We start from the raw sequence: 22,063 nt of genomic DNA, 5'->3' as shown, positions 1-22,063 counted from the left end.
TAATTGGCACTCTAGATACCTGAGTGCTAGGCGGAAGGCGGCAACACAGTGGTCTCTGAACGCAGCCTCGAAGTGCTCAGAGTGATCGTGCACGACTACGTGGCCTCTCGCGAACCGGTTGGTTCGAAGTCGATCGTCGACCGCCATTCGTTCGGTGTGTCGGCCGCCACCATTCGCAACGACATGGCGCTTCTCGAAGAAGAAGAGCTCATCGTCGCGCCGCACACATCGTCTGGCCGCATTCCCACCGACAAGGGCTACCGGCTCTTCGTCGATCATCTGTCTGGCCTGAAGCCGCTCACACCCGCGCAACGCCAGGCAATCGAGACGTTCTTGGGGTCCTCCGTCGACATCGACGATGTGCTTGCCCGCACCGTTCGACTACTCTCGCAGCTCACCCAGCAGGTGGCGCTCGTGCAGTACCCCTCTCTCTCGCAGGCGAAAGTGCGGCACATCGAGCTCGTGGCTCTCACGCCCGTGCGCCTGCTCACGGTGGTCATCACCGACACGGGCCACGTCGAGCAGCGCATCGTCGAACTGCCGACCGGCATCGACGACGAGTTCCTGGTCACGCTGCGTTCGCGGGTGAATCACGCTGTCGCGGGGTTCGGCCTCGACGAAGCGGCTGCAGGCCTGCTTGCCTTCGCCTTGCAGTTCACGCCGCCAGAGCGCCTCTCGGTCGACGTGATCGTGGCCGCACTCGTCGAACAGGTCACGGCGAACCGGCAGGAGAAGCTCATCATCGCGGGGGCTGCGAACCTGGTGCGCACCGAGGGAGACTTCGCCGGCAGCATCCTGCCCGTTCTCGAAGCTGTCGAAGAGCAGGTGGTGCTGCTCCGCCTGTTCAGCGAGATGCAGGCAGACCAGCACGGCATGTCGGTGAGCATCGGCCGCGAGAATGCGTCGTTCGGGCTCGCCGAGACCTCCGTGCTGGCGAGCGGCTACAGCTCGGTCGGTGGCCAGGTGGCGCGGCTCGGCGTGCTCGGCCCCACCCGCATGGACTACTCCACCAACATCGCGGCCGTTCGTGCCGTGGCGCGTTACCTCTCGAAGAGCCTGGGCGAGTCATAAACAGGCGAATCGTGAACTTTCTGATGCAATTCCCGAACAAAGGAGAAGCCCTTCGTGGCTGACCATTACGACGTGCTCGGCGTCGAGCGAACCGCTAGCACCGACGAGATCAAGAAGGCGTACCGCAAGCTCGCCCGAGAACTGCACCCCGATGTGAATCCGAGCCCGGATGCCCAAGAGAGGTTCAAGTCGGTGACGCACGCGTACGACGTGCTGAGCGATCCCGGGCAGCGCCAGAACTACGATCGCGGCCCGCAGGCCGGTTTCGGTGGCGCTGGCGGCGGAGCCCAGGGCTTCGGCGGTTTCGGAGACATCTTCGAGACCTTCTTCGGCGGCCAGCAGGGTGGCCAGCGCGGCCCCCGCTCGCGCGCCGAGCGCGGCCAAGACGCTCTGCTGCGCGTCGAAGTCGACCTCAGCGAGGTCATCTTCGGCACCCACCGCGACCTCGAGGTCGACACCGCCGTGCTCTGCGAGACCTGCAACGGCAGCTGCGCCCAACCGGGCACCCACGAAGTGACCTGTGACATCTGCCACGGCAGCGGCCAGATCTCCCGCACGGTGCGCTCGCTGCTCGGCAACGTGATGACGAGTTCGCCCTGTGGCACCTGCCGCGGCTACGGCACGGTCATCCCCGCACCCTGCGTCACCTGCCAGGGCCAGGGCCGTGTTCGCGCCCGTCGCATCATTCCCGTCGACATTCCGGCCGGCGTCGACACCGGCCTTCGCCTGCAGATGCCCTCGCAGGGTGAGGTCGGCCCCGCCGGCGGCCCGCAGGGCGACCTGTACCTCGAGGTCAAGGTGACCCACCACGACATCTTCAGCCGCAACGGCGATGACCTGCTGTGCACGCTCGAAGTGCAGATGTGGGATGCAGTGCTGGGCACGACGACGACGCTGGGCGCGCTCGACGGCGACGTTGAGGTCGAACTGAAGCCGGGCATCCAGAGCTCTGAAGTGGTGACGATCAAGTCGCGTGGCGTGACAAAGCTCCGCGGTGGCGGTCGCGGTGACCTGAAGATCGGCATTCAGGTGGTGACGCCCACGAAACTCGACCACAAGCAGCGTGAACTCGTGAAACAGCTCGCCGCGGCGCACAAATACCCCGCCCCCACGCTCGGGCACTTTCAGCAGGGCCTGTTCGCCAAGCTGCGCGACCGGTTTCTGAACGTCTGAGAGCCTGAGACATGAGTTCGCTGTTCATTCGTGAAGACCTGAACGACATTCCGCACGAGGTGCGCGATGTCGTGTCGCTGCACGGCGAAGAGCAGAAGCACGCCGTGACGGTAAACCGCATCAAGGTGGGCGAAGACACCTCCATCGGTGACGGTCGCGGGCTGATCGTGAGCGGGCCAGTCATTGCGGTGTCGTCGAGCGTGCTCAGCATCGCGGTGACGAGTGTGCGGGTCGAGCGGCGACCGGCCGCGACCATCTGGCTGGTTCAGGCCCTCGCCAAGGGCGACCGCGACGAGATGGCCGTGCAGGCCGCCACCGAGCTTGGAATCGACGGCGTGCTGCCGTGGGCTGCCGAGCGCTCGGTGTCGCGCTGGGTGGGCCCGAAAGTGGCGAAGGGCGTCGAGCGCTGGCGCACCATCGTTCGTGAGGCCAGCAAGCAGTCCATTCGCGCGTTTGTGCCGACGGTGGGCGAGTTGGCTGGCATCAAGCAGCTCATCGAACTGGCTTCGGTCAGCCGGATGCTCGTGCTCGAGCCCTCCGCCACAGAGGCGCTCACCGCGGCCGCGCTGCCCGGGTTCGACGCTGCTGACTTCGATGCTGCCCGCACCGATGCTGCCCGCACCGATGGTCAGCCCGACCTCGTACTCGTGGTGGGCCCCGAAGGCGGCATCAGCCCGAACGAACTGCACCAGCTCGTGGCCGCGGGAGCGACCACGGTGAAACTCGGAACGAGCATCCTGCGCACCTCCACAGCTGGCCCGGCGGCGCTCTCAGCACTCAATGTTCGCCTAGGGCGCTGGTGAGACCAGCCGCCACCGGGGCGGGTGTCAGACGCGCCGATTACGATGGAGGCATGTCAGACACACCAGGGCCAACGCTCTTCAGCCGCATAGTGGCGCGCGAGATTCCGGCCACCATCTTCGCTGAGACCGAGACGCTGATCGCCTTCGCCGATATCGCTCCGAAGGCACCCGTGCACATTCTGGTTGTGCCGAAGACCGAGCAGTACGCGAACGTCGTCGAGCTGGCGGCGGGTGACCCGGCGTTGCTGGCCGAGCTGGTGGCGCTCGCCGACACCCTGGCGGCCGAGCACTCCGATGGCGACTTCCGTCTCATCTTCAACACCGGCGCAGGTGCCGGGCAGACCGTTTTCCACGTTCACGCCCACGTTCTCGCGGGCGATCTCAAAGAAGGTTCACTTGGCACGTTCTAACGAAGGCAGCGGCAGCGGCACTGCCAGCTCCCGCGGCGGCAGCACCGGCGGCATCAGCGGCAGCACCAGCGACGCCGTCATCCACGTCGACGGGCTCGCCATGGTGCGCCTACTCGGGCCGCAAGACCGGCTGGTCACCCTCGTCGAGAAGCAGTACCCCAGCGTGAGCATCCATGTTCGCGGCAACGAGATCACGCTGCTGGGGCCCACCGCCGATGTGGAGTCGGCGCGCCGGCTCGTCGAAGAACTGGTGCTCATGGTGAAGAACGGCAACGAAGAACTCACCGACATCGAGGTCACGGCTTCGGCCCGCATGCTCGACTCCGGCAACCCCACGAGCCCGTCGGTCGCGCTCGGCGAACCCATCATCTCCACGCGCGGCAGAACCGTGCGCGCAAAGACGCTCGGCCAGAAGAAGTACGTCGACGCGATCGATGAGAACACCATCGTGTTCGGCATCGGCCCGGCGGGAACCGGCAAGACCTACCTCGCCATGGCGAAAGCGGTGCAGGCGCTGCAGCGCAAAGAGGTCAACCGCATCATCCTCACCCGGCCGGCTGTCGAGGCAGGGGAGCGGTTGGGCTATCTGCCGGGCTCGCTGACCGACAAGATCGACCCGTACCTGCGCCCGCTGTTCGACGCGCTCAACGAGATGCTCGACCCCGAGATCGTTCCGAAGCTCATGGCCACCGGCGCCATCGAAGTCGCGCCGCTCGCGTATATGCGCGGCCGTACCCTGAATGACTCCTTCATCGTGCTCGACGAAGCCCAGAACACCACGCCCGAGCAGATGAAGATGTTTCTCACCCGCCTCGGGTTCGGCTCGCGCATGGTCATCACCGGCGACATCACCCAGATCGACCTGCCCGTGGGAACAAGCGGTCTGCAGGTCGTTCGCGGCGTGCTCGACGGGCTCGACGACATCCACTTCGCTACTCTGACCAGTGACGATGTTGTTCGTCACACCCTCGTCGGCAAGATCGTCGACGCCTATACCAAGTACGACCAGATTCAGCTGGCGCACCGCAACAGTGCTGCCGCCCGTCGAGGAGACCGCGCATGAGCATCGAAGTCAACAACGAGTCGTCGATCCCGGTCGACGAGCCCACGTTGCTGCGCCTGGCCACGTACGCGCTCGAGCAGATGCACGTGCATCCCGATGCCGAGCTCGCCATCGTTCTGGTCGACGAGGCCGCCATGGAGCAACTGCACGTGCAGTGGATGGACGAGCCGGGCCCCACCGACGTACTCAGCTTTCCCATGGACGAGCTGCGCCCCGGCACCGAAGACGCCCCTACGCCCGCCGGGCTGCTCGGCGACATCGTGCTCTGCCCGCAGGTCGCCGAGGGCCAGGCCGAGGCGGCCGGGCACTCCACGCTCGAAGAACTGCTGCTGCTCACCACGCACGGGCTGCTGCACCTGCTCGGGTTCGACCACGCTGAACCGGCCGAAGAGAAAGAGATGTTCGGCATCCAGGGCGACATTCTGGTTGGCTTCTCCATGAAGGAGCGCCGCCGACGCACATGAGCTCCCTTCCTCTCGTCGGCCCCTTCATCGCGGTCGCCTTTGTTCTCGTAGCCCTTGGCGGCCTCTTCGCCGCCACCGATTCGGCAATGGCGTCGCTGTCGCGAGCCGACATTCTGGAGCTCAGCGAGCACTCACGCGCCAAGCGGTCGCTGCGGGCGATCGCCGAAGACACGGGTGCCCACGTCAACGTGGTCAACTTCATGCGGGTCGTGGTCGAGACCTCGGCCGCGGTGCTCGTCACCATCTCGTTGGCGTTCAGCCTCGACAATGTGTGGCTCGCGCTCGTGCTATCGATCCTCATCATGACCGGGGTGTCATTCGTGCTCGTCGGTTCGAGCCCACGCAGTGTGGGCCGGGCCCACGCCAAGGTGGTGCTGCAGCTCACCGCGGTGCTCGTGCACCTGCTGCGGGTGCTGCTCGGGCCCGTCGCGAATGCCCTGGTGGCGCTCGGCAACAGGGTCACGCCCGGTCGCGCCGCCACGGCAACTTTCTCGTCAGAAGAGCAGCTTCTCAGCATGGTCGACGAGGCAACTGAGCTCGATGTGCTCGAAGAAGACGACCGCGAGCTCATCCACTCCATTCTCGAATTCAACGACACCGTCGTTCGCGAGGTCATGATTCCGCGCACCGACATGGTCACCATCGAGCAGAGCTCTACCGTGGGGCAGAGCATGGGCCTCTTTCTCAGCCGTGGGGTCTCCCGGATGCCCGTGGTCGCCGATTCGGTCGACGAGATCACGGGCATCCTGTACCTGCGCGATGCCGCGCGGCTCTCGCACGAGAAGCCCAAGAAGGTCGACGTGGTGACCGTGGCTGAGCTCGCGAAGCCGGCCCTGTTCATCCCCGAATCGAAGAAAGTCGACGACACCCTGCGTCAGATGCAGCTCGAGTCGAACCACCTCGCCATGGTCGTCGACGAGTACGGCGGAATCGCCGGGCTCGTCACCATGGAAGACTTGATCGAAGAACTCGTCGGCGACATCTCCGACGAGTACGACCGTGAGGTCGTCGAGGTCGAAGAACTCTCCACCGGCGTCTTCCGCGTCAGTGCACGGCTGGCGGTCGACGAACTCGGTGAACTGTTCGGAATCGAACTGGGCGATGACGACGTCGACTCGGTGGGCGGGCTGCTCGGCAAGGTGCTCGGGCGGTTGCCCGTGCAGGGTTCTGTCGCCCACGTGGCCGGTCTCTCACTCACGGCCGAGCGCACCGACGGGCGTCGCCGGCGCATCACCACGATCGTCGTGCAACGCGACGACCCCGAGAACTTCACTGTTGCTTCGGCAGCAGGCAGCACCATTTCACTCGCAGCTCCACACACGCCCGAAAAGGGGTAAGCATGATCGGCTCAGATATCGTCTCCGACCCAGACTTTCGAGCGGGCTTCGTCTCGTTCGTGGGGCGCCCGAACGTGGGCAAGTCCACACTCACCAATGCCCTGGTGGGCGAGAAGATCGCCATCACCAGTTCGAAACCGCAGACCACCAGGCGGGCCATCCGCGGAATCGTGCACCGCCCCGACGGCCAGCTCATCCTGGTCGACACTCCCGGTATGCATCGGCCCCGCACGCTGCTCGGCGAGCGGCTCAACTCGGTGGTTCAGTCGACGCTCGGCGATGTCGACGTCATCGGTTTCTGCGTGCCCGCCGATGAGAAGATCGGGCCGGGCGACAAGTTCATCAACGAACAGCTCGACGCCTTCCCGCGTGCCAAGAAGGTGGCCATCGTCACGAAGATCGACGCCGCGTCGAGGCCCGCCGTGGCCGAGCAGTTGCTCGCCATCTCGGAGATGCGCAACTGGGAGGCGATCATCCCGATCTCGTCGACCAGCAACCTGCAGCTCGACATTCTGACGGCCGAGCTCATCAAGCTACTGCCGCGTTCGGAGAAGCTCTACCCCGACGATCAGACGACCGACGAGGGTCTCGAGGCTCGCATCTCCGAGCTCATCCGTGAGGCCGCACTCGAAGGGGTTGAAGACGAATTGCCGCACTCCATCGCCGTCACCATCGACGACATGATCGAGCGTGACGACCGCGACCTCGTCGAGATCTACGCGAACCTGTTCGTCGAACGTGACAGCCAGAAGGGCATCATCATCGGCAAGGGCGGCGTTCGCCTGGGCGACGTGGGTGCGCGGGCTCGTGCCGCCATAGAGCCGCTCGTCGGCAAACAGGTGTTTCTGAGCATCCGGGTCAAAGTGGCCAAAGACTGGCAGCGTGATGCGAAGCAGTTGGGCAGGCTCGGGTTCTGATTCCCCGCTACCCTGTAGACGTGTCTGATATTTCTTCCTCCGCACCATCTGCTCCGCTGAGCCGGGCGAACCCGTTCGGCCAGGTGCTCGTAGCCCTGGTGACCCCCTTCACCGCAGACGGTGAAGTCGACTGGGTGAGTGTCGAGAAGCACATCGACACGGTGATCAGCGACGGTGCCGACGGCATCGTGGTGTCAGGAACAACGGGCGAGACGTCCACCCTCACCGACGCCGAGAAGATCAGGCTCGTCGAGGTGGCCAAGTCGGTCGCCAACGGCCGCGCGAAGATCATCACCGGCGGCGGCTCCAACGAGACCGCGCACGCCATGCAACTCGCGAAGCAGAGCGAGAAGGCGGGTGCCGACGCCAACCTCGTCGTGACGCCGTACTACAACAAGCCCACCCAGGCCGGTATCCTCACGCACTTCCGCATGATCGCCGACGCCACCGATCTGCCGGTTATTCTGTACGACATTCCGGGGCGCACGGGTGTGCCCATCGCGTACGACACCATTCTGCGGGCGGCGAAGCACCCGAACATCCTCGCTATCAAAGACGCCAAGGGCGACTTCAGTGAGGTCAGCCGCGTGCTGAACCAGACCGACCTGATGTACTTCTCGGGCGACGATTCGAACGTGCTGCCGCACCTCGCCGTGGGCGCAACCGGCCTCATCGGCGTCACCAACAACATCGCTGCGCGCCCGTACCGCATCATGATCGACGCGGTGAACGCGGGCGACCTGGCCACGGCCACACTGATGCACAAGGCGCTCGAGCCGCTCGTGCGCGCCACCATGACGCACGTGCCCGGCACCGTTGCAGCGAAGTACATCCTGCACGGGCTCGGCCGCATTGCGAGCCCGCGCGTGCGCCTGCCCCTCGTCGGCCCCGAAGAGTGGGAGGCGGCGAAGATCGAAGACGAAATCGATCTCGTGCGCAGCATTCCGGGCGTCAGCTTCACAAACTTCCGGCCCGACCGTAACGCAGCCGCCGGTGGCGCGCTGCCCAAAATCCCTGGTACGACCCGCTAAAACGCGGCAGACACAACTCAATCACAGACATCTAGGAGGGCATATGCCCAATCCCACATTCGCACCCCAGCCCCTGAAGCCCGACACGCTGCGAGTCATCCCCATCGGCGGCCTCGGCGAAATCGGCCGAAACATGACCGTGTTCGAAATCAATGGCAAGCTGCTGATCGTCGACTGCGGCGTGCTGTTCCCCGAAGAGACCCAGCCCGGCGTCGACCTCATTCTTCCCGACTTCTCGCTGGTGCGTGACCGTCTGAAAGACGTCGTCGGCATCGTGCTCACCCACGGCCACGAAGACCACATCGGCGCTGTGCCGTACCTCTTGCGCTTGAAGAACGACATTCCCCTCATCGGCTCCGGCCTCACGCTGGCACTCGTCGAGGCGAAGCTCAAAGAGCACCGCATCAAGCCCTACACCTTTCAGGTCGAAGAGGGCCAGATCGAGCAGATGGGCCCGTTCGAGCTCGAGTTCGTCGCGGTGAACCACTCCATTCCCGACGCGCTGGCCGTGGCCATCAAGACCGTCGCGGGCGTGGTGCTGCACACCGGCGACTTCAAGATGGATCAGCTGCCCCTCGACAACCGCATCACCGACCTGCGTGCCTTTGCCCGCCTCGGTGAAGCCGGCGTCGACCTCTTCCTGGTCGACTCGACCAATGCCGACGTTCCCGGGTTCACCCCCTCTGAGCGCACCATCGGCCCCGTGCTCGATTCGGTCATCGCTCGTGCTCCCCGCCGGGTCATCGTGGCCAGCTTCTCCTCGCACGTTCACCGTGTGCAGCAGGTTCTGGATGCCGCACACGCCAATGGGCGAAGGGTGGCGCTGCTCGGCCGTTCCATGGTGCGCAACATGGGTATCGCAGAAGAGCTCGGATACCTCAAGGTTCCCGAAGGCGTGCTCGTCGACTTCAAGAAGGCCGGCGACATCCCCGACGACAAGATCGTCTACATGTCGACCGGTTCGCAGGGCGAGCCGATGGCGGTGCTCTCGCGCATGGCCAACCTCGAGCACCAGATTGAGGTCGGGCCCGGTGACACGGTCATCCTCGCGTCCTCACTCATCCCCGGCAATGAGAACGCCGTCTACCGCGTCATCAACGGCCTCACCAAGCTCGGTGCGACCGTCGTTCACAAGGGCAACGCCAAGGTGCATGTCTCTGGCCACGCTGCGGCGGGCGAGTTGCTGTACTGCTACAACATCCTGAAGCCGAAGAACGTCATGCCGGTTCACGGCGAGTACCGCCACCTCGTGGCGAACGCGCAACTGGCCATCGAGACCGGTGTGCCGGTCGAGAACACCATCCTGGCTGACGACGGCACCGTCATCGACCTGAAAGACGGCGTCGCCCGCGTGGTGGGCCAGTATGACCTCGGCTTCGTCTACGTCGACGGCAACAGTGTCGGCGAGATCACCGACGACGACCTCAAAGACCGTCGTGTTCTCGGCGAAGAGGGCTTCATCTCGATCATCGTCGTCATCGAGGCCGGCACCGGCCGCATCGTGGTCGGCCCCGAGATTCACGCCAAGGGCTTCGCCGAAGACGAATCGGTCTTCGACAAGGTCAAGCCGAAGATCGCTGCTGCCCTCGCCGAGGCCGCGCAGAACGGTACCCGCGACACCCACGCCCTGCAGCAGGTCGTGCGTCGCACGGTCGGTCGCTGGGTGAACACCTCGTACCGTCGTCGCCCCATGATCGTGCCGGTCGTCATCGAGGCGTAACTTTCACAATCGGTTCGAGAACTCGCGTAATGGATTGACGTCGAGTTGCTCTCTTTCATTGGAAGCTTTTGAAAGGGGCTCTTATGAAAATTTTCACTCGTACTCGAATCCTTGGTCTCGGCCTGGCCGGACTAGCTCTCACTGGCACAACGTTGGTCTCGGCGCCGGTTGCCAATGCGGCACCGGCCCCGAGTATCTCAGTTGCCACGTTCACGGTGCCCGACGCCGGCGAATGGCCTAGGACGGTAGCCCTCAACGTAAACGTCTCGAACATCGGTTCGCTGCAAGCGGCTGACTTCGGTGTTCTCCTCGAATGCAGCGATGGCGCGACTATTGCAACGACAAGTTCCCTCTCGCCGACACAGCATGCATTCTGGGTCGGCTCGAGCATACCAAATTCCGAAAAAGGGAACACCTGCACTCTCTCTGTTGTGGTCGACCGACCCGGTCGTTTCATGAACATCGTGAACAAGGGCCCGGCTACCTTCGAGACCTCACCAAACGCAAATATTCCCAACGTGCACTTGGTTGGTTCAATGCCGACATACAGCTCCACAGGCGGCCTCTAGACTGCGTGTTTAGTTCCGGCCGCCGGCTCGCAGGAAGGGCGATCGCCGGGCCGATTGCCTGTTGGCTCTCCTGGAGACTCGGCCAGTGAATTGTGCACGTGCTGAATTTTGCGCCGTGCACAATTCGCCACTTAGCGCATGTCGCTGGGTCAACACGTCGTTCCGTCTGGACGTGCAGACTACGACGTCGATGCCTTCAGTCGTATCAGCAGGGCTCCCGGAGATCGATGCCAACAACGGGGGGTTCCAGTCGGTTCTGTATCGCGCAACAGCGGTGAGGTACAGCAAAACCGGCGGGCTGGGATAGCGCATCGGCGTGGCCGACGCTCGCGCTGCATTGCTTGTGCAGGAAATTCGATTCCGATGAATCCAGCAGCGAAGGCCGTGGCTGCGCGGGATCGGCCTTCCCTCATCCGGTGACGTATCCGGCCGAAGCGCAGCGGAGAGGTTCGATTGCCTGCATTCGCTTCTGACCTGCCCACTTGACGGGTGCGCAGCGCGCGGGTTCGCACCAGAAGCTCACGGCGGGCGAGTTGCTGTACTGCTACAACATCCTGAAGCCGAAGAACGTCATGCCGGTTCACGGTGAGTATCGCCACCTCGTGGCGAACGCGCAGCTGGCCATCGAGACCGGTGTGCCGGTCGAGAACACCATCCTGGCTGACGACGGCACCGTCATCGACCTGAAAGACGGCGTCGCCCGCGTGGTGGGCCAGTATGACCTCGGCTTCGTCTACGTCGACGGCAACAGTGTCGGCGAGATCACCGACGACGACCTCAAAGACCGTCGTGTTCTCGGCGAAGAGGGCTTCATCTCGATCATCGTCGTCATCGAGGCCGGCACCGGCCGCATCGTGGTCGGGCCAGAGATTCACGCCAAGGGTTTCGCCGAAGACGAATCGGTCTTCGACAAGGTCAAGCCGAAGATCGCTGCTGCCCTCGCCGATGCCGCGCAGAACGGCACTCGCGACACCCACGCCCTGCAGCAGGTCGTGCGTCGCACGGTCGGTCGCTGGGTGAACACCTCGTACCGTCGTCGCCCCATGATCGTGCCGGTCGTCATCGAGGCGTAACTTCCGTTTGCTCGCGAAACTCGCGTAACGGATCCGCTGGATTGGTGTCTCCGATGCACGAGCGTTCAGTGTAACCGTCGGCTGTGATGATGGCCGCGTCGTGCCCGTCATGCGGCGAATATGGGCAGACGCGGCTTGTCTTCTCCGGCACAACGATCCCGGTCGCGCGAACAGGCGGCCTGGGCTGATCTCGGCCCGTGCTGCGAGTACAGCGCCACGCACAACATGTCGTGCGCTGGTTTCGGCGCTTCATTATTTGATTGTGACTCGCGTCCGCAAATTTGCGGACTGCCGAGCGAGAGCTGAACTGCTACTTTCTGTGTATGCACTCAGAAACACTCGTTCACGTACGACGCACCTCAATTGCGACGGCCGCATTCGTCGTAATGCTCGGCTTGATTACGGGGTGCGCGGGTACTGAGCGCGCGCCTGCATCAGCGGGTGCGCACGGCTCGTCCAGTGCCTCAGTGGCGCCTTCTTCAGGGACGACTGCAGCAACGACACCGGCCGTGCCGTCGTCGGCGGTGGCGGAGAGCTCCGCTCCGGCGTATGCCAGCTTGGTGGTCTCGCCGCAGGGAATCGGTTCATTGCAGGTGGGTGCTGCGCCAGCGCTCTCGTCGATGATCCGGTTCTCGGCGAACCACTGCGACGCCGACCCGCTTTACGCCAGCTCGGGAGGCTACCCGGGTGCGGTAAGTGATCGGTGGCTCTCGACATACCCCGATTTCGGGGGTTCCGGGTTCATGGTCGCTGCGGCTGATGTCGTCTCGCGTATCGACGTACGTGATCCGGCTCTCGTGACCGCCGAAGGGGCGGGCGTCGGAACCGCAGAGGCTGATCTCACTCAGAAGTACGGAGACCGTCTCTCGATGGTCTACTCGGGCTCGGTGTCAGACGTGTGGGCTCTCGCCGACACCCCCGGCACGCTCGTCTTCGAGGTGGCCAAGGATCGGTCGGGCGGTTCGTATTGGGATGCCGACAAAGCCAACCGAGTCTCTGGTGTGCGTGTTCTCGCCGCGGGCATCGACCCGGCGTTCGCGACGGCCGGCACCGACAACCAGGCCGGAAGCTGCGTGTAACCAGTTCTCCCGTAAGCGTCGAGGACTTTCTGACTCTCTTGTTGTGAACCCTGTTCACGACGAAGGAGACAGAATGACTCGAACAATTCAGGCCGCCCGCATGGCTCAGGCGGCACGCATAGCGGCGATTGCCGCAATTACGGCGTGCGCTGCGGGCATGACCGCGCTCGGAGTGCCATCGGCTGCATTCGCCACGCCCGCCCCGGTTGCTGCCAGAGCCTCCCAGGTCGTTACGGTCGCTCCGGCGGCCGGTTCTGCGTCAGTACTCAACTTCGTGGTGCCGCTCAGCGGCAATCCGGCGGCGCACGACCTGCTGGTGACGGGCGCCCTGAGCGGCCTTCGCGCGAGCGACGCGGTGGGCGGCTTCGGCGCGTTCATCACCTGCGACGACCTCAACACCTGCACGACCATCCTGAGCCGCGACACCGTGACGAAGTATCCAGACGGTTCGGGTGGTGCAGTGTTTTTGTTCGACCTGCCGGCGCTCGAGCAGGGGCACTCGTGCCGCCTGCAGGCCACCGCGCCGGCGCACCGCACGCTGGTGTTCAGCACGCGCGGCTGGATTTCGCTACAGGGCGATCTGAGTATGAGCCTCGCCGGCCGGGTCGGCTCGAGCAGCACCACCGGCGGGCTGTGACGCCAGAGACACTGACCGAAATTGAGACGCGCTCGGAGCGGCTACCGGCCGTTTTGAGCGCAGAACAGTAGCGTTGACGCATGGCTACGAGTACCAGGTCGAACTCCCGCGCCCGCGGTGCGGGCGGCTCCGGGGCGAAAACGCCGACCCCCCGCAGAACAACCGCCGCCAAGCCCACGGGCCAGACCGGCGTTCAGAAGACCGTGCGCTACCCGATCGACGACGGTGGCCCCGGCCCCTTCGCGAAGATGTACCTCGGCCTCGCCCACCTCACGGGCGGCGCCGCTCGCGCCTTCGGCCACGAGAAGCTGGCCAAAGACGAGCGGCGCGACGGCTTCCCCTTCCTGCTGTTCGTGCTCGCGGTGGCCGGCGCGGTCATCGAGTGGTTCCTCGTGGCCAACCCCGTCGCAAATCTGCTCGACGCCTATACGTTCGGCGGCCTCTTCGGTCGGATGGCGTACGCGCTGCCCGTCGTGATGCTGCTCCTGGCCATCTGGCTCTTTCGGCACCCGAACTCGGTGAACGACAACGGGCGCATCGGCATCGGCCTGGGCATCCTGCTGCTCACCGTTTCGGGCCTCTGCCACGTGTTCAGCCCGCAGCCCTCACCCGCCGCCGGCATGGAGTCGCTGGCGAAGGCCGGGGGAGTGTTCGGCTGGGTTATTGCCGCGCCCCTCATCGCCGTCACAACCTCGGTGGGCGCGACGATCATCGTGTCGCTCCTGCTTCTGCTCTCGCTGTTCATCATCACGAAGACCCCGCCCAACAAGGTCGGCATTCGGCTTCGCGAGCTCTACAACTACCTCTTCGGCGCGGCGTTCGGCGAGGCGCCCGAACCGCGCGATCCCAAGAACAAGGCGGGCAAGGGTGCGGGCGACGCCAACCAGACCGGCGACCTGCAGCTCGACTTCGATGAGGTCGACGTCGATTCCCTGCCGTGGTGGCGCCGAAACAAGAGTGGCCGCGAAGAAGATCCCGCGTTCGACAGCCCCATCACGACCGTCGAAGACCGCACCCCGCCCACCGAGGTTCTCGGTCGGGTTCCGGATGCCCGGGCCTCGAACTCCGACCGCACCGAGGTCTTGAGCGCCGTTGTCGACCGCACCGTCGACGAGAGCGCCGGCAGCGCTGACGCCGCAGACACCATGGCCTTCGGGGCGGCCGTGCTCGGCGACATGGAAGCAGCCGAGCAGGCGGTCAAACGTTTCACGGGCGAGATTCTGCCCGGCTCGAAGTCTGCTACGGGCATCCGCGACGATGCCGGCACCGACGAGGCCTCGTTCACGGGCGTGCTGTTCCCGGGCGAAGCGAAGCCCGCGGTTCTGCCGGGGATGGGCAATGACGCTGGCTTCATTCCGTTGGCCGAGGTGAAAGAGGCTGAAGAGCGAAACTACTCGCTTCCGCCCGCCACCAGCCTCGTGCTCGGCGAGCCGTCGAAGGCCCGTTCGGCCGCGAACGACGACATCGTGCGTGCCCTCACCGAAGTACTCACCCAGTTTCAGGTCGACGCGAAAGTCACTGGTTTCTCGCGCGGCCCGACCGTCACCCGGTACGAGATCGAACTCGGCCCGGGCGTGAAGGTCGAGCGTGTCACCGCGCTCAGCAAGAACCTCTCGTATGCGGTCGCGAGCAACGAAGTGCGTATTCTCTCGCCGATTCCCGGCCGGAGCGCCATCGGGGTCGAGATTCCGAACACCGACCGCGAGATCGTGTCGCTCGGCGATGTGCTGCGTTCGGCGAAGGCCACGAACGACACGCACCCGATGACCATCGGCGTGGGTAAAGACGTCGAGGGCAAGTTCGTCATCGCGAACCTCGCCAAGATGCCTCACCTCCTCGTGGCTGGGTCGACGGGCTCGGGCAAGTCGAGCTTCGTCAACTCGATGGTCACGAGCATCCTGATGCGCGCCACGCCCGCCGAGGTGCGCATGGTGCTGATCGACCCCAAGCGCGTCGAGCTGACCGCCTACCAGGGTGTTCCACACCTCATCACGCCCATCATCACGAACCCGAAGAAGGCCGCCGAAGCGCTGGCCTGGGTCGTGAAGGAGATGGACATGCGTTACGACGACCTCGAGAGCTTCGGGTTTCGGCACATCGACGACTTCAACCGGGCGGTGGTCAACGGCGAGCTCATTCTGCCGGCCGGCAGCCACAGGGTGCTGAAGCCGTACCCGTACCTGCTCATCGTGGTCGACGAGCTCGCGGACCTCATGATGGTGGCACCGAGAGATGTCGAAGACTCGATCGTTCGCATCACACAGTTGGCCCGGGCATCCGGAATCCACCTCGTGCTGGCGACCCAGCGCCCCAGCGTCGACGTGGTGACGGGCCTGATCAAGGCCAACGTTCCGTCGCGGCTGGCGTTCGCCGTGACCAGCGTCACCGACTCGCGGGTCATTCTCGACCAGCCCGGTGCCGACAAGCTCATCGGGCAGGGCGACGCGCTCTTTCTCCCCATGGGGGCCTCGAAGTCGGTTCGTGTGCAGGGTGCGTGGGTCAGCGAGAGCGAGATCGAGAAGGTCGTCAAGCACGTCACGCTGCAGGCGCGGCCCGAGTACCGCAACGACGTCACGGTCGCCGCCGTCACCAAGCAGATCGATTCTGATATCGGTGATGACCTCGAAGTGCTGCTGCAGGCCGCCGAGCTCATCGTGAACACGCAGTTCGGTTCGACCTCGATGCTGCAACGCAAGCTCAAGGTGGGCTTCGCGAAGGCGGGTCGTTTGATGGATCTGCTCGAGTCGCGTGAGATCGTCGGGCCCTCAGAGGGTTCGAAGGCACGCGACGTGCTCGTGACGGCCGAACAACTGCCCGAGGTGCTGGCCATGCTGCGGGGGTCGGATGTCGCGGCTCACGGCTCGGCTGCGGGCCCGGGTGGGTCTGTGGGTGCGTCTGCCCCAGCTTCTGTCGGCGGCTCGGCGTCGTACGCCGCTGCCCCGGCCGCCCTGCCCGCCACCGCACCCCTGCCCACCTCTCTCGTGCCGTCGGCCTCTGACAACCGCTACGACGTCGACCCTCTGAGCGAGCCCGGCGACGGCTATCCTGAGGTTGAAGTCACAGACGATGAAGACGCCTGGGGCTACACCGGCAGAGAGTAGCAAAATGACCAGCCCGACTTCGGCACAGAGCGTGCCCGCGAAGCCCAGCAACTGGAACCTGCCGAATGCGATCACCGTCATCCGCATTCTGCTGGCCCCGATCTTCTTCTGGATGCTGCTGGCCGACAATGGCGCCGACGGTGGCCTCCGGTACGCGGCGGCCATCCTGTTCATTCTCGCCATCGCGACCGACGGCATCGACGGGCACCTCGCGCGCCGCAACAACCAGGTCACCGACCTCGGCAAGATTCTCGACCCGATCGCCGACAAGGTGCTGACGGGCGGCGCACTGGTGGGCCTCTCGATTCTCGGCGAGCTGCCGTGGTGGGTCACCATCATCATCCTCATCCGCGAGGTGGGCATCACCGTCTACCGGTTCGCCGTGCTGAGCCAGCGGGTCATTCCCGCTTCGCGCGGCGGCAAGATCAAGACACTTGCCCAGTCGATCGCCATCTCGCTGGCCCTGCTGCCGCTCTGGGTGCCCTTGGGTGACTGGATGTTCGTGGTCAACGCCATCTTCATGAGCATCGCATTCGTGCTCACGGTCATCACCGGTCTTGACTACCTGTACCAAGACTTCAAGCTCAACAAGGCCAAGAAGCAGTGACCGACGGGTCACACGACGAGGGCGAAGACCTCACCGCGCGACTGATAGCCGACCTCGCACGGCGCGGCGAGACCGTGGCCGTCGCCGAGTCACTGACCGGCGGTCTGCTGGCGGCTGAGCTGATCAGGCCGGCGGGGGCATCGAGTGTGGTGTTCGGGGCAGTCGTGGCCTACAATACGAGTATCAAGGCCACGGTGCTGGGGGTGGATGCCACTCTGTTGCGGTCACAGGGGCCCGTGCATCCGGAAGTCGCCGAGCAGATGGCCGAAGGGGTTCGGTTCGCGCTGTCGGTCGATGGGTCACCCGCTTCGATCGGCATCTCGACAACGGGAGTGGCGGGCCCGGGCCCGCAAGACGGCCATGCAGAAGGAACTGTCTACGTGGGGCTGGCGGTCGGCGACAAGACGTCGAGTTTCGCCTTGCACCTCACGGGGAGCCGTGACCAGATCAGGGCTGCGGCCGTCAGCGAAGCCGTGCGAATCCTGAGAGCGCAGATATGAAGCAGGTTGCGCGGGAATGACTCAGGTTTCGATCTCGTTACACCTGACGTCATTAACAACGAAAGTCCAGTCTCCGTCGTTTAGAGTTTGTGGTACAGATTCGAACGGCTCGACTGAGATAGACACGCTAAGGAGGCTCCGATGATTTTAGTTCGTCAAGAAATCGGCGACGTACTGCGGGACTTCCGTCTTCAGAAGGGCAGAACCCTTCGGCAGGTCGCAAGCAAGGCCAGTGTTGCACTTGGTTACCTCAGCGAGGTCGAACGCGGTCAGAAAGAAGCCTCCAGCGAGATTCTCGCTTCGGTTGCCGACGCTCTCGACACTCCTATCTCGGTCATCATGCGCGAGGTGGGCGACCGTCTGGCCGTCATCGAGGGTATCGACACCATTCCCGACACTGTGCCCGACGAGTTCGTCGCGGGCTTCGATGCCGGTCTGGTGACCCGCTAACCGGTGCGTGTCAGCGAATTTCGGCAGGCCGTGCTCGACGAGTTCGGGTCAGGCTTCGGTCGCGTCGTCACCAGCGACCTCGTTCTGACCGAGTTCGGCGGTCGCACGGCCGACCAGGCCATCGGCGCCGGTGAAGATGCCCGCGAGGTGTGGATCGCACTCTGCCGTGCCGCCGATGTGCCGACGAGCCGTTGGCACGGTGCTGGGCTCCCACTGCCCCGGTCGTAGCTCACCCCTCTGTCCGGCTCGTTTCTATGTTCGAGTGCGGCAACACGCCGAGGCATTCACTCGAATATATGTTCGGGTATTGCTAGTCTCCTTCACAGCGAGACGTTTTGGGCTGTTCTCCACAGTTCACGGGTCTCCGGCACGCAGTGTCGGTGGTCGTGCGTAGTGTGAAAACCGTTCAGAACGTGCGCGTTTATGCCTTGTCGCCAATCTTCCGCGAATCACTCGTGGCGGGGCGCGACAGCCTATAGGCACACCACATTGCGGGTGCCGGGTTTCTTCGAGACCCGACCTCACGCCTATTGAAGGAGACACCACATGCCCTCAGATGCCACTCGTGAGAAAGCTCTCGAAACAGCACTCGCACAAATCGACCGCCAGTTCGGCAAGGGGTCGATCATGCGCCTCGGCAGCGATGACCGCGCCCCCGTCGAGGTCATCCCCACCGGTTCCATCGCGCTCGACGTCGCGCTCGGCATAGGCGGGCTTCCCCGCGGCCGCATCGTTGAGATCTACGGGCCTGAATCGTCGGGTAAGACCACGCTCACCCTGCACGCCATCGCGAACGCGCAGCGTGGCGGCGGTATCGCCGCCTTCATCGACGCCGAGCACGCCCTCGACCCCGAATACGCGAAGAAGCTGGGCGTCGACATCGATGCCCTGCTGGTGTCGCAGCCCGACACGGGTGAGCAGGCCCTCGAGATCGCCGACATGCTCGTGCGCTCGGGCTCCATCGACCTCATCGTCATCGACTCCGTTGCAGCCCTCGTACCGCGCGCCGAGATCGAAGGCGAGATGGGTGACTCGCACGTAGGGCTCCAGGCCCGTCTGATGTCTCAGGCGCTCCGCAAGCTCACCGGTGGGCTCAACCAGACCAACACGACCATGATCTTCATCAACCAGTTGCGCGAGAAGATCGGTGTGTTCTTCGGCAGCCCCGAGACCACCGCGGGCGGTAAGGCGCTGAAGTTCTATGCGTCGATCCGCCTCGACATCCGCCGCATCGAGACCCTCAAAGAGGGCACCGAGGCCGTGGGTAACCGCACGCGGGTGAAGGTCGTCAAGAACAAGATGGCGCCGCCCTTCAAGCAGGCGGAGTTCGACATCATCTACGGCATCGGAATCTCGCGTGAGGGCAGCCTCATCGACTTCGGCGTCGAGAACGAGATCGTGCGCAAGTCGGGTGCCTGGTACACGTACGACGGCGAGCAGCTCGGCCAGGGCAAAGAGAACTCGCGTCGGTTCTTGAAAGAGAACCCCGATGTTGCTCTCGAGATCGAGAACAAGATCAAGATGAAGCTCGGCCTCCTCGAAGACCCGAACGCGCCGAAGGTCGTCGCGGTGACGGCAGCGACTGACACGGCGAAGGTCGAGTCCATTGCTCCGAAGGTTGCTGCACGTAAGGGTGCTTAGTCGTGGTCGCAAAGGTCACGTATCTTCCCGGTGTGATCGCGGTGCCGGAGGAGATCGGTGAGGGCGAATTCGATGGCGATGGCTACGGTGAGAGCGAAGTCGAAGACGCTATGAGTGAGGGCGAGCGCGAGGCGTTCCTTGAGAACGTCGTCGTGCGCGCCCTCGCCCGCAAGGCACTCTCCGAGTGGGAGGTCACGAAGCTCCTGGCTGCGAATGGTGTCGACGAGAGCGAGTTCGAGGTCTTTCTCGACCGCTATCGCGCCAACAAGTATGTCGACGACTTCGACCTGGCCGAGAACCTCGTCGAGACGCTTCATCGCCGCAAGGGCTACGGTCGGTCACAGATCAAGAACGAACTGTCGACGCGGCACGTGCAGCCCGAGATCATCTCTGCTGCCCTTGAGGCGCTCGATGACGACGACGAACTGCGGCGGGCCATCGAGTTGGCGGAGAAGCGTGCTCCGTCGCTTGCCCGGCTCGACGCGCAGACGGCCGAGAGACGCCTCACGTCGTTCCTTATGCGTAAGGGCTACCCGTCAGCCGTCATTCGATCGGCCGTGGCTGCGGCGCTCACACCGGGCCCGCGCAAAGTGCGCTTCACCTGAGTCAGCATCACCTGGGTCCGCAGCACCTGAGCCCCCATCACCTGAGTCCCCAGCACCTGAGCCCCCATCACCTGAGTCCGCATCAACCGGGTCCGCTTCGGCCGGGCCGGTCTCACCGAGGAATGGTGAGATTCGGCTCGGTTGGCGAGACGAACGTAGACTGAGACAACTATGAGCAGCGTCAGCGAAGCCCCCACCATCATCGTGCCGTCGGCGGCCGCAGTGGAATCGTCGGGGCGCATCCGCACCTACGAGGTTCGTACCTTCGGCTGCCAGATGAACGTGCACGACTCAGAACGGTTGAGTGGGTCGCTCGAAGCAGCCGGTTACGTGCGCGACGAGTCGGGCGAGGCCGACGTGGTGGTCATCAACACGTGCGCCGTGCGCGAGAACGCCGACAACAAGCTCTACGGCAACCTCGGGTACCTCGCCTCGGTCAAGCGGCGCCACGCGGGCATGCAGATCGCCGTCGGCGGCTGTCTGGCCCAGAAAGACAAGTCGGTCATTCTGTCGAAGGCCCCGTGGGTCGATGTCGTGTTCGGCACGCACAACATGGGTGCGCTGCCCAGCCTGCTCGAGCGTGCTCGTCACAACGGTGAAGCGCAGCTTGAGATTCTCGACTCGCTCGAGACCTTTCCGTCAACGCTGCCCACGAAACGCGACTCCAGCTACAGCGGGTGGGTCTCCATCTCGGTCGGCTGTAACAACACCTGCACGTTCTGCATCGTTCCGTCGCTTCGCGGCAAAGAGAAAGACCGTCGCCCGGGTGAGGTGCTGCGCGAGGTTCAGTCTCTCGTCGACGACGGCGCCATCGAGGTCACTCTGCTCGGTCAGAACGTCAACTCCTACGGTGTCGAGTTCGGCGATCGGGAGGCGTTCAGCAAGCTGCTCCGGGCGGCCGGCCAAATTGAGGGTCTCGAACGCATCCGGTTCACGAGCCCGCATCCTGCTGCGTTCACCGACGACGTCATCGACGCGATGGCCGAGACGCCCGCGGTCATGCCGCAGCTGCACATGCCGTTACAGTCAGGCTCCGACCGTATCCTCCGCGCAATGAAGCGTTCGTACCGGTCAGAGAAGTTCCTCGGCATTCTCGACAGGGTGCGCGCCCGCATGCCCCACGCGGCCATCAGTACCGACATCATCGTGGGCTTCCCCGGCGAGACCGAAGAAGACTTCCAGGAGACCCTCCGCGTGGTCGCAGCGGCTCGGTTCGCCACGGCGTTCACGTTCCAGTACTCCATTCGCCCGGGCACCCCGGCCGCCACGATGCCCGACCAGGTGCCGAAGGCCGTCGTGCAAGAGCGGTACGAGCGCCTCATGGCGCTGCAAGACCGCATTTCGTGGGAAGAGAACGAGAAGGTCATCGGCCGTCAAGTTGAGTTGCTCGTAGCCAACGGCGAGGGTCGCAAAGATGCCGACACGCACCGCATGAGTGGCCGTGCCGAAGACAGCCGCCTGGTGCACTTCGACGTGCCGGAGGGGTCGCCGCTGCCGCGTCCGGGCGACGTCGTCACGGTGACCGTGAGTGGGGCAAAACCGTATTACCTCATCGCCGACTCCGTCGATGGTGAGCCGCTGCGTGTTCGCCGCACCCGTGCGGGCGACGCGTGGGAGAGAGACCAGTCCGACTCGTGCGCTGTACCCGCGAGCACCGACGACGGCCACGGGCACGGCTCCTCGTCGACCCCCGGTCGCGTCTCGCTTGGGCTACCCACACTGCGGGTGGCCACCAGCCCTATCTACGACCTCGCAGACGACCTGCGCTGACCGAACCTCGTGAGGCACGGGCGCTTTCGCTGCGTCTGACGC

Annotated in this window: 20 protein-coding genes and 1 pseudogene; all 21 read left to right on the top strand. The window is 64.4% G+C overall.

What is annotated here, in order from left to right; all coding sequences use genetic code 11:
* The first annotated feature begins 48 nt into the window (after positions 1–48).
* Entirely contained in the window at positions 49–1,071 is a 1,023-nt protein-coding gene (hrcA, locus tag QN358_RS08650) for a heat-inducible transcriptional repressor HrcA (RefSeq protein WP_136642591.1), read from the top strand.
* 54 nt (positions 1,072–1,125) lie between these two features.
* On the top strand, positions 1,126–2,244 hold the full coding sequence (gene dnaJ / locus QN358_RS08645; RefSeq protein WP_136642592.1) for a molecular chaperone DnaJ: 1,119 nt from the start codon (positions 1,126–1,128) through the stop codon (positions 2,242–2,244).
* A gap of 11 nt (positions 2,245–2,255) precedes the next feature.
* Complete coding sequence (locus QN358_RS08640; RefSeq protein ID WP_136642593.1) at positions 2,256–3,047, top strand: 16S rRNA (uracil(1498)-N(3))-methyltransferase; 792 nt, start codon at positions 2,256–2,258, stop codon at positions 3,045–3,047.
* Positions 3,048–3,097: 50 nt separating this feature from the next.
* Entirely contained in the window at positions 3,098–3,457 is a 360-nt protein-coding gene (locus QN358_RS08635) for an HIT domain-containing protein (RefSeq protein WP_136642594.1), read from the top strand.
* A gap of 52 nt (positions 3,458–3,509) precedes the next feature.
* Positions 3,510–4,520 (top strand): PhoH family protein, encoded by a 1,011-nt coding sequence (locus QN358_RS08630; RefSeq protein WP_416351974.1) that lies wholly within the window; start codon positions 3,510–3,512, stop codon positions 4,518–4,520.
* Positions 4,517–4,984 (top strand): rRNA maturation RNase YbeY, encoded by a 468-nt coding sequence (gene ybeY / locus QN358_RS08625; RefSeq protein ID WP_136642595.1) that lies wholly within the window; start codon positions 4,517–4,519, stop codon positions 4,982–4,984. The genes QN358_RS08630 and ybeY overlap by 4 nt, the downstream gene beginning before the upstream one ends.
* Positions 4,981–6,321, top strand: a complete 1,341-nt coding sequence (locus QN358_RS08620; RefSeq protein WP_323512112.1) for a hemolysin family protein — start codon at positions 4,981–4,983, stop codon at positions 6,319–6,321. The genes ybeY and QN358_RS08620 overlap by 4 nt, the downstream gene beginning before the upstream one ends.
* Positions 6,322–6,323: 2 nt before the next feature.
* A complete protein-coding gene (gene era, locus QN358_RS08615) occupies positions 6,324–7,238 on the top strand; it encodes a GTPase Era (protein WP_136642597.1) in 915 nt (304 codons plus the stop codon).
* 56 nt (positions 7,239–7,294) lie between these two features.
* A complete protein-coding gene (gene dapA / locus QN358_RS08610; protein WP_136642640.1) occupies positions 7,295–8,269 on the top strand; it encodes a 4-hydroxy-tetrahydrodipicolinate synthase in 975 nt (324 codons plus the stop codon).
* A 43-nt stretch (positions 8,270–8,312) separates the two neighbouring features.
* A complete protein-coding gene (locus QN358_RS08605) occupies positions 8,313–9,989 on the top strand; it encodes a ribonuclease J (protein WP_323512111.1) in 1,677 nt (558 codons plus the stop codon).
* Between the two features lie 1,093 nt (positions 9,990–11,082).
* Positions 11,083–11,631: pseudogene (locus tag QN358_RS08600) on the top strand (MBL fold metallo-hydrolase RNA specificity domain-containing protein); the annotation flags it as partial.
* Between the two features lie 467 nt (positions 11,632–12,098).
* On the top strand, positions 12,099–12,710 hold the full coding sequence (locus tag QN358_RS08595) for a hypothetical protein (protein WP_323512110.1): 612 nt from the start codon (positions 12,099–12,101) through the stop codon (positions 12,708–12,710).
* Between the two features lie 73 nt (positions 12,711–12,783).
* On the top strand, positions 12,784–13,347 hold the full coding sequence (locus QN358_RS08590; RefSeq protein ID WP_323512109.1) for a hypothetical protein: 564 nt from the start codon (positions 12,784–12,786) through the stop codon (positions 13,345–13,347).
* An 80-nt stretch (positions 13,348–13,427) separates the two neighbouring features.
* A complete protein-coding gene (locus QN358_RS08585) occupies positions 13,428–16,448 on the top strand; it encodes a DNA translocase FtsK (protein WP_323512108.1) in 3,021 nt (1,006 codons plus the stop codon).
* A gap of 4 nt (positions 16,449–16,452) precedes the next feature.
* Positions 16,453–17,055: a CDP-diacylglycerol--glycerol-3-phosphate 3-phosphatidyltransferase gene (gene pgsA / locus QN358_RS08580; protein WP_136642602.1), complete on the top strand. Its 603-nt coding sequence runs from the start codon at positions 16,453–16,455 to the stop codon at positions 17,053–17,055.
* Positions 17,052–17,555, top strand: coding sequence for a nicotinamide-nucleotide amidohydrolase family protein (locus QN358_RS08575; RefSeq protein WP_323512107.1), 504 nt, complete (start codon positions 17,052–17,054; stop codon positions 17,553–17,555). The genes pgsA and QN358_RS08575 overlap by 4 nt, the downstream gene beginning before the upstream one ends.
* Before the next feature lie 141 nt (positions 17,556–17,696).
* The gene (locus QN358_RS08570) at positions 17,697–18,005 is read left to right on the top strand and encodes a helix-turn-helix domain-containing protein (protein ID WP_136642604.1); all 309 of its coding nucleotides are present in this window, start codon (positions 17,697–17,699) and stop codon (positions 18,003–18,005) included.
* 3 nt (positions 18,006–18,008) lie between these two features.
* Complete coding sequence (locus QN358_RS08565) at positions 18,009–18,233, top strand: DUF3046 domain-containing protein (protein ID WP_323512106.1); 225 nt, start codon at positions 18,009–18,011, stop codon at positions 18,231–18,233.
* 318 nt (positions 18,234–18,551) lie between these two features.
* Positions 18,552–19,646 carry a recombinase RecA gene (recA, locus tag QN358_RS08560; RefSeq protein ID WP_323512105.1) on the top strand — a complete coding sequence of 365 codons (1,095 nt, stop codon included), beginning with the start codon at positions 18,552–18,554 and terminating at the stop codon, positions 19,644–19,646.
* A 2-nt stretch (positions 19,647–19,648) separates the two neighbouring features.
* Positions 19,649–20,251: a regulatory protein RecX gene (locus QN358_RS08555; protein ID WP_323512104.1), complete on the top strand. Its 603-nt coding sequence runs from the start codon at positions 19,649–19,651 to the stop codon at positions 20,249–20,251.
* A gap of 171 nt (positions 20,252–20,422) precedes the next feature.
* A complete protein-coding gene (gene miaB, locus QN358_RS08550; RefSeq protein WP_323512103.1) occupies positions 20,423–22,021 on the top strand; it encodes a tRNA (N6-isopentenyl adenosine(37)-C2)-methylthiotransferase MiaB in 1,599 nt (532 codons plus the stop codon).
* The last annotated feature ends 42 nt before the right edge of the window (positions 22,022–22,063 follow it).

This window comes from Subtercola sp. RTI3 (genome assembly GCF_035018625.1).
In the GTDB taxonomy this organism is placed as follows: Bacteria; Actinomycetota; Actinomycetes; order Actinomycetales; family Microbacteriaceae; genus Subtercola; species Subtercola vilae.
Note: the sequence above shows the minus strand (reverse complement) of the source record. Positions and strands in the feature narration are given on the sequence as shown.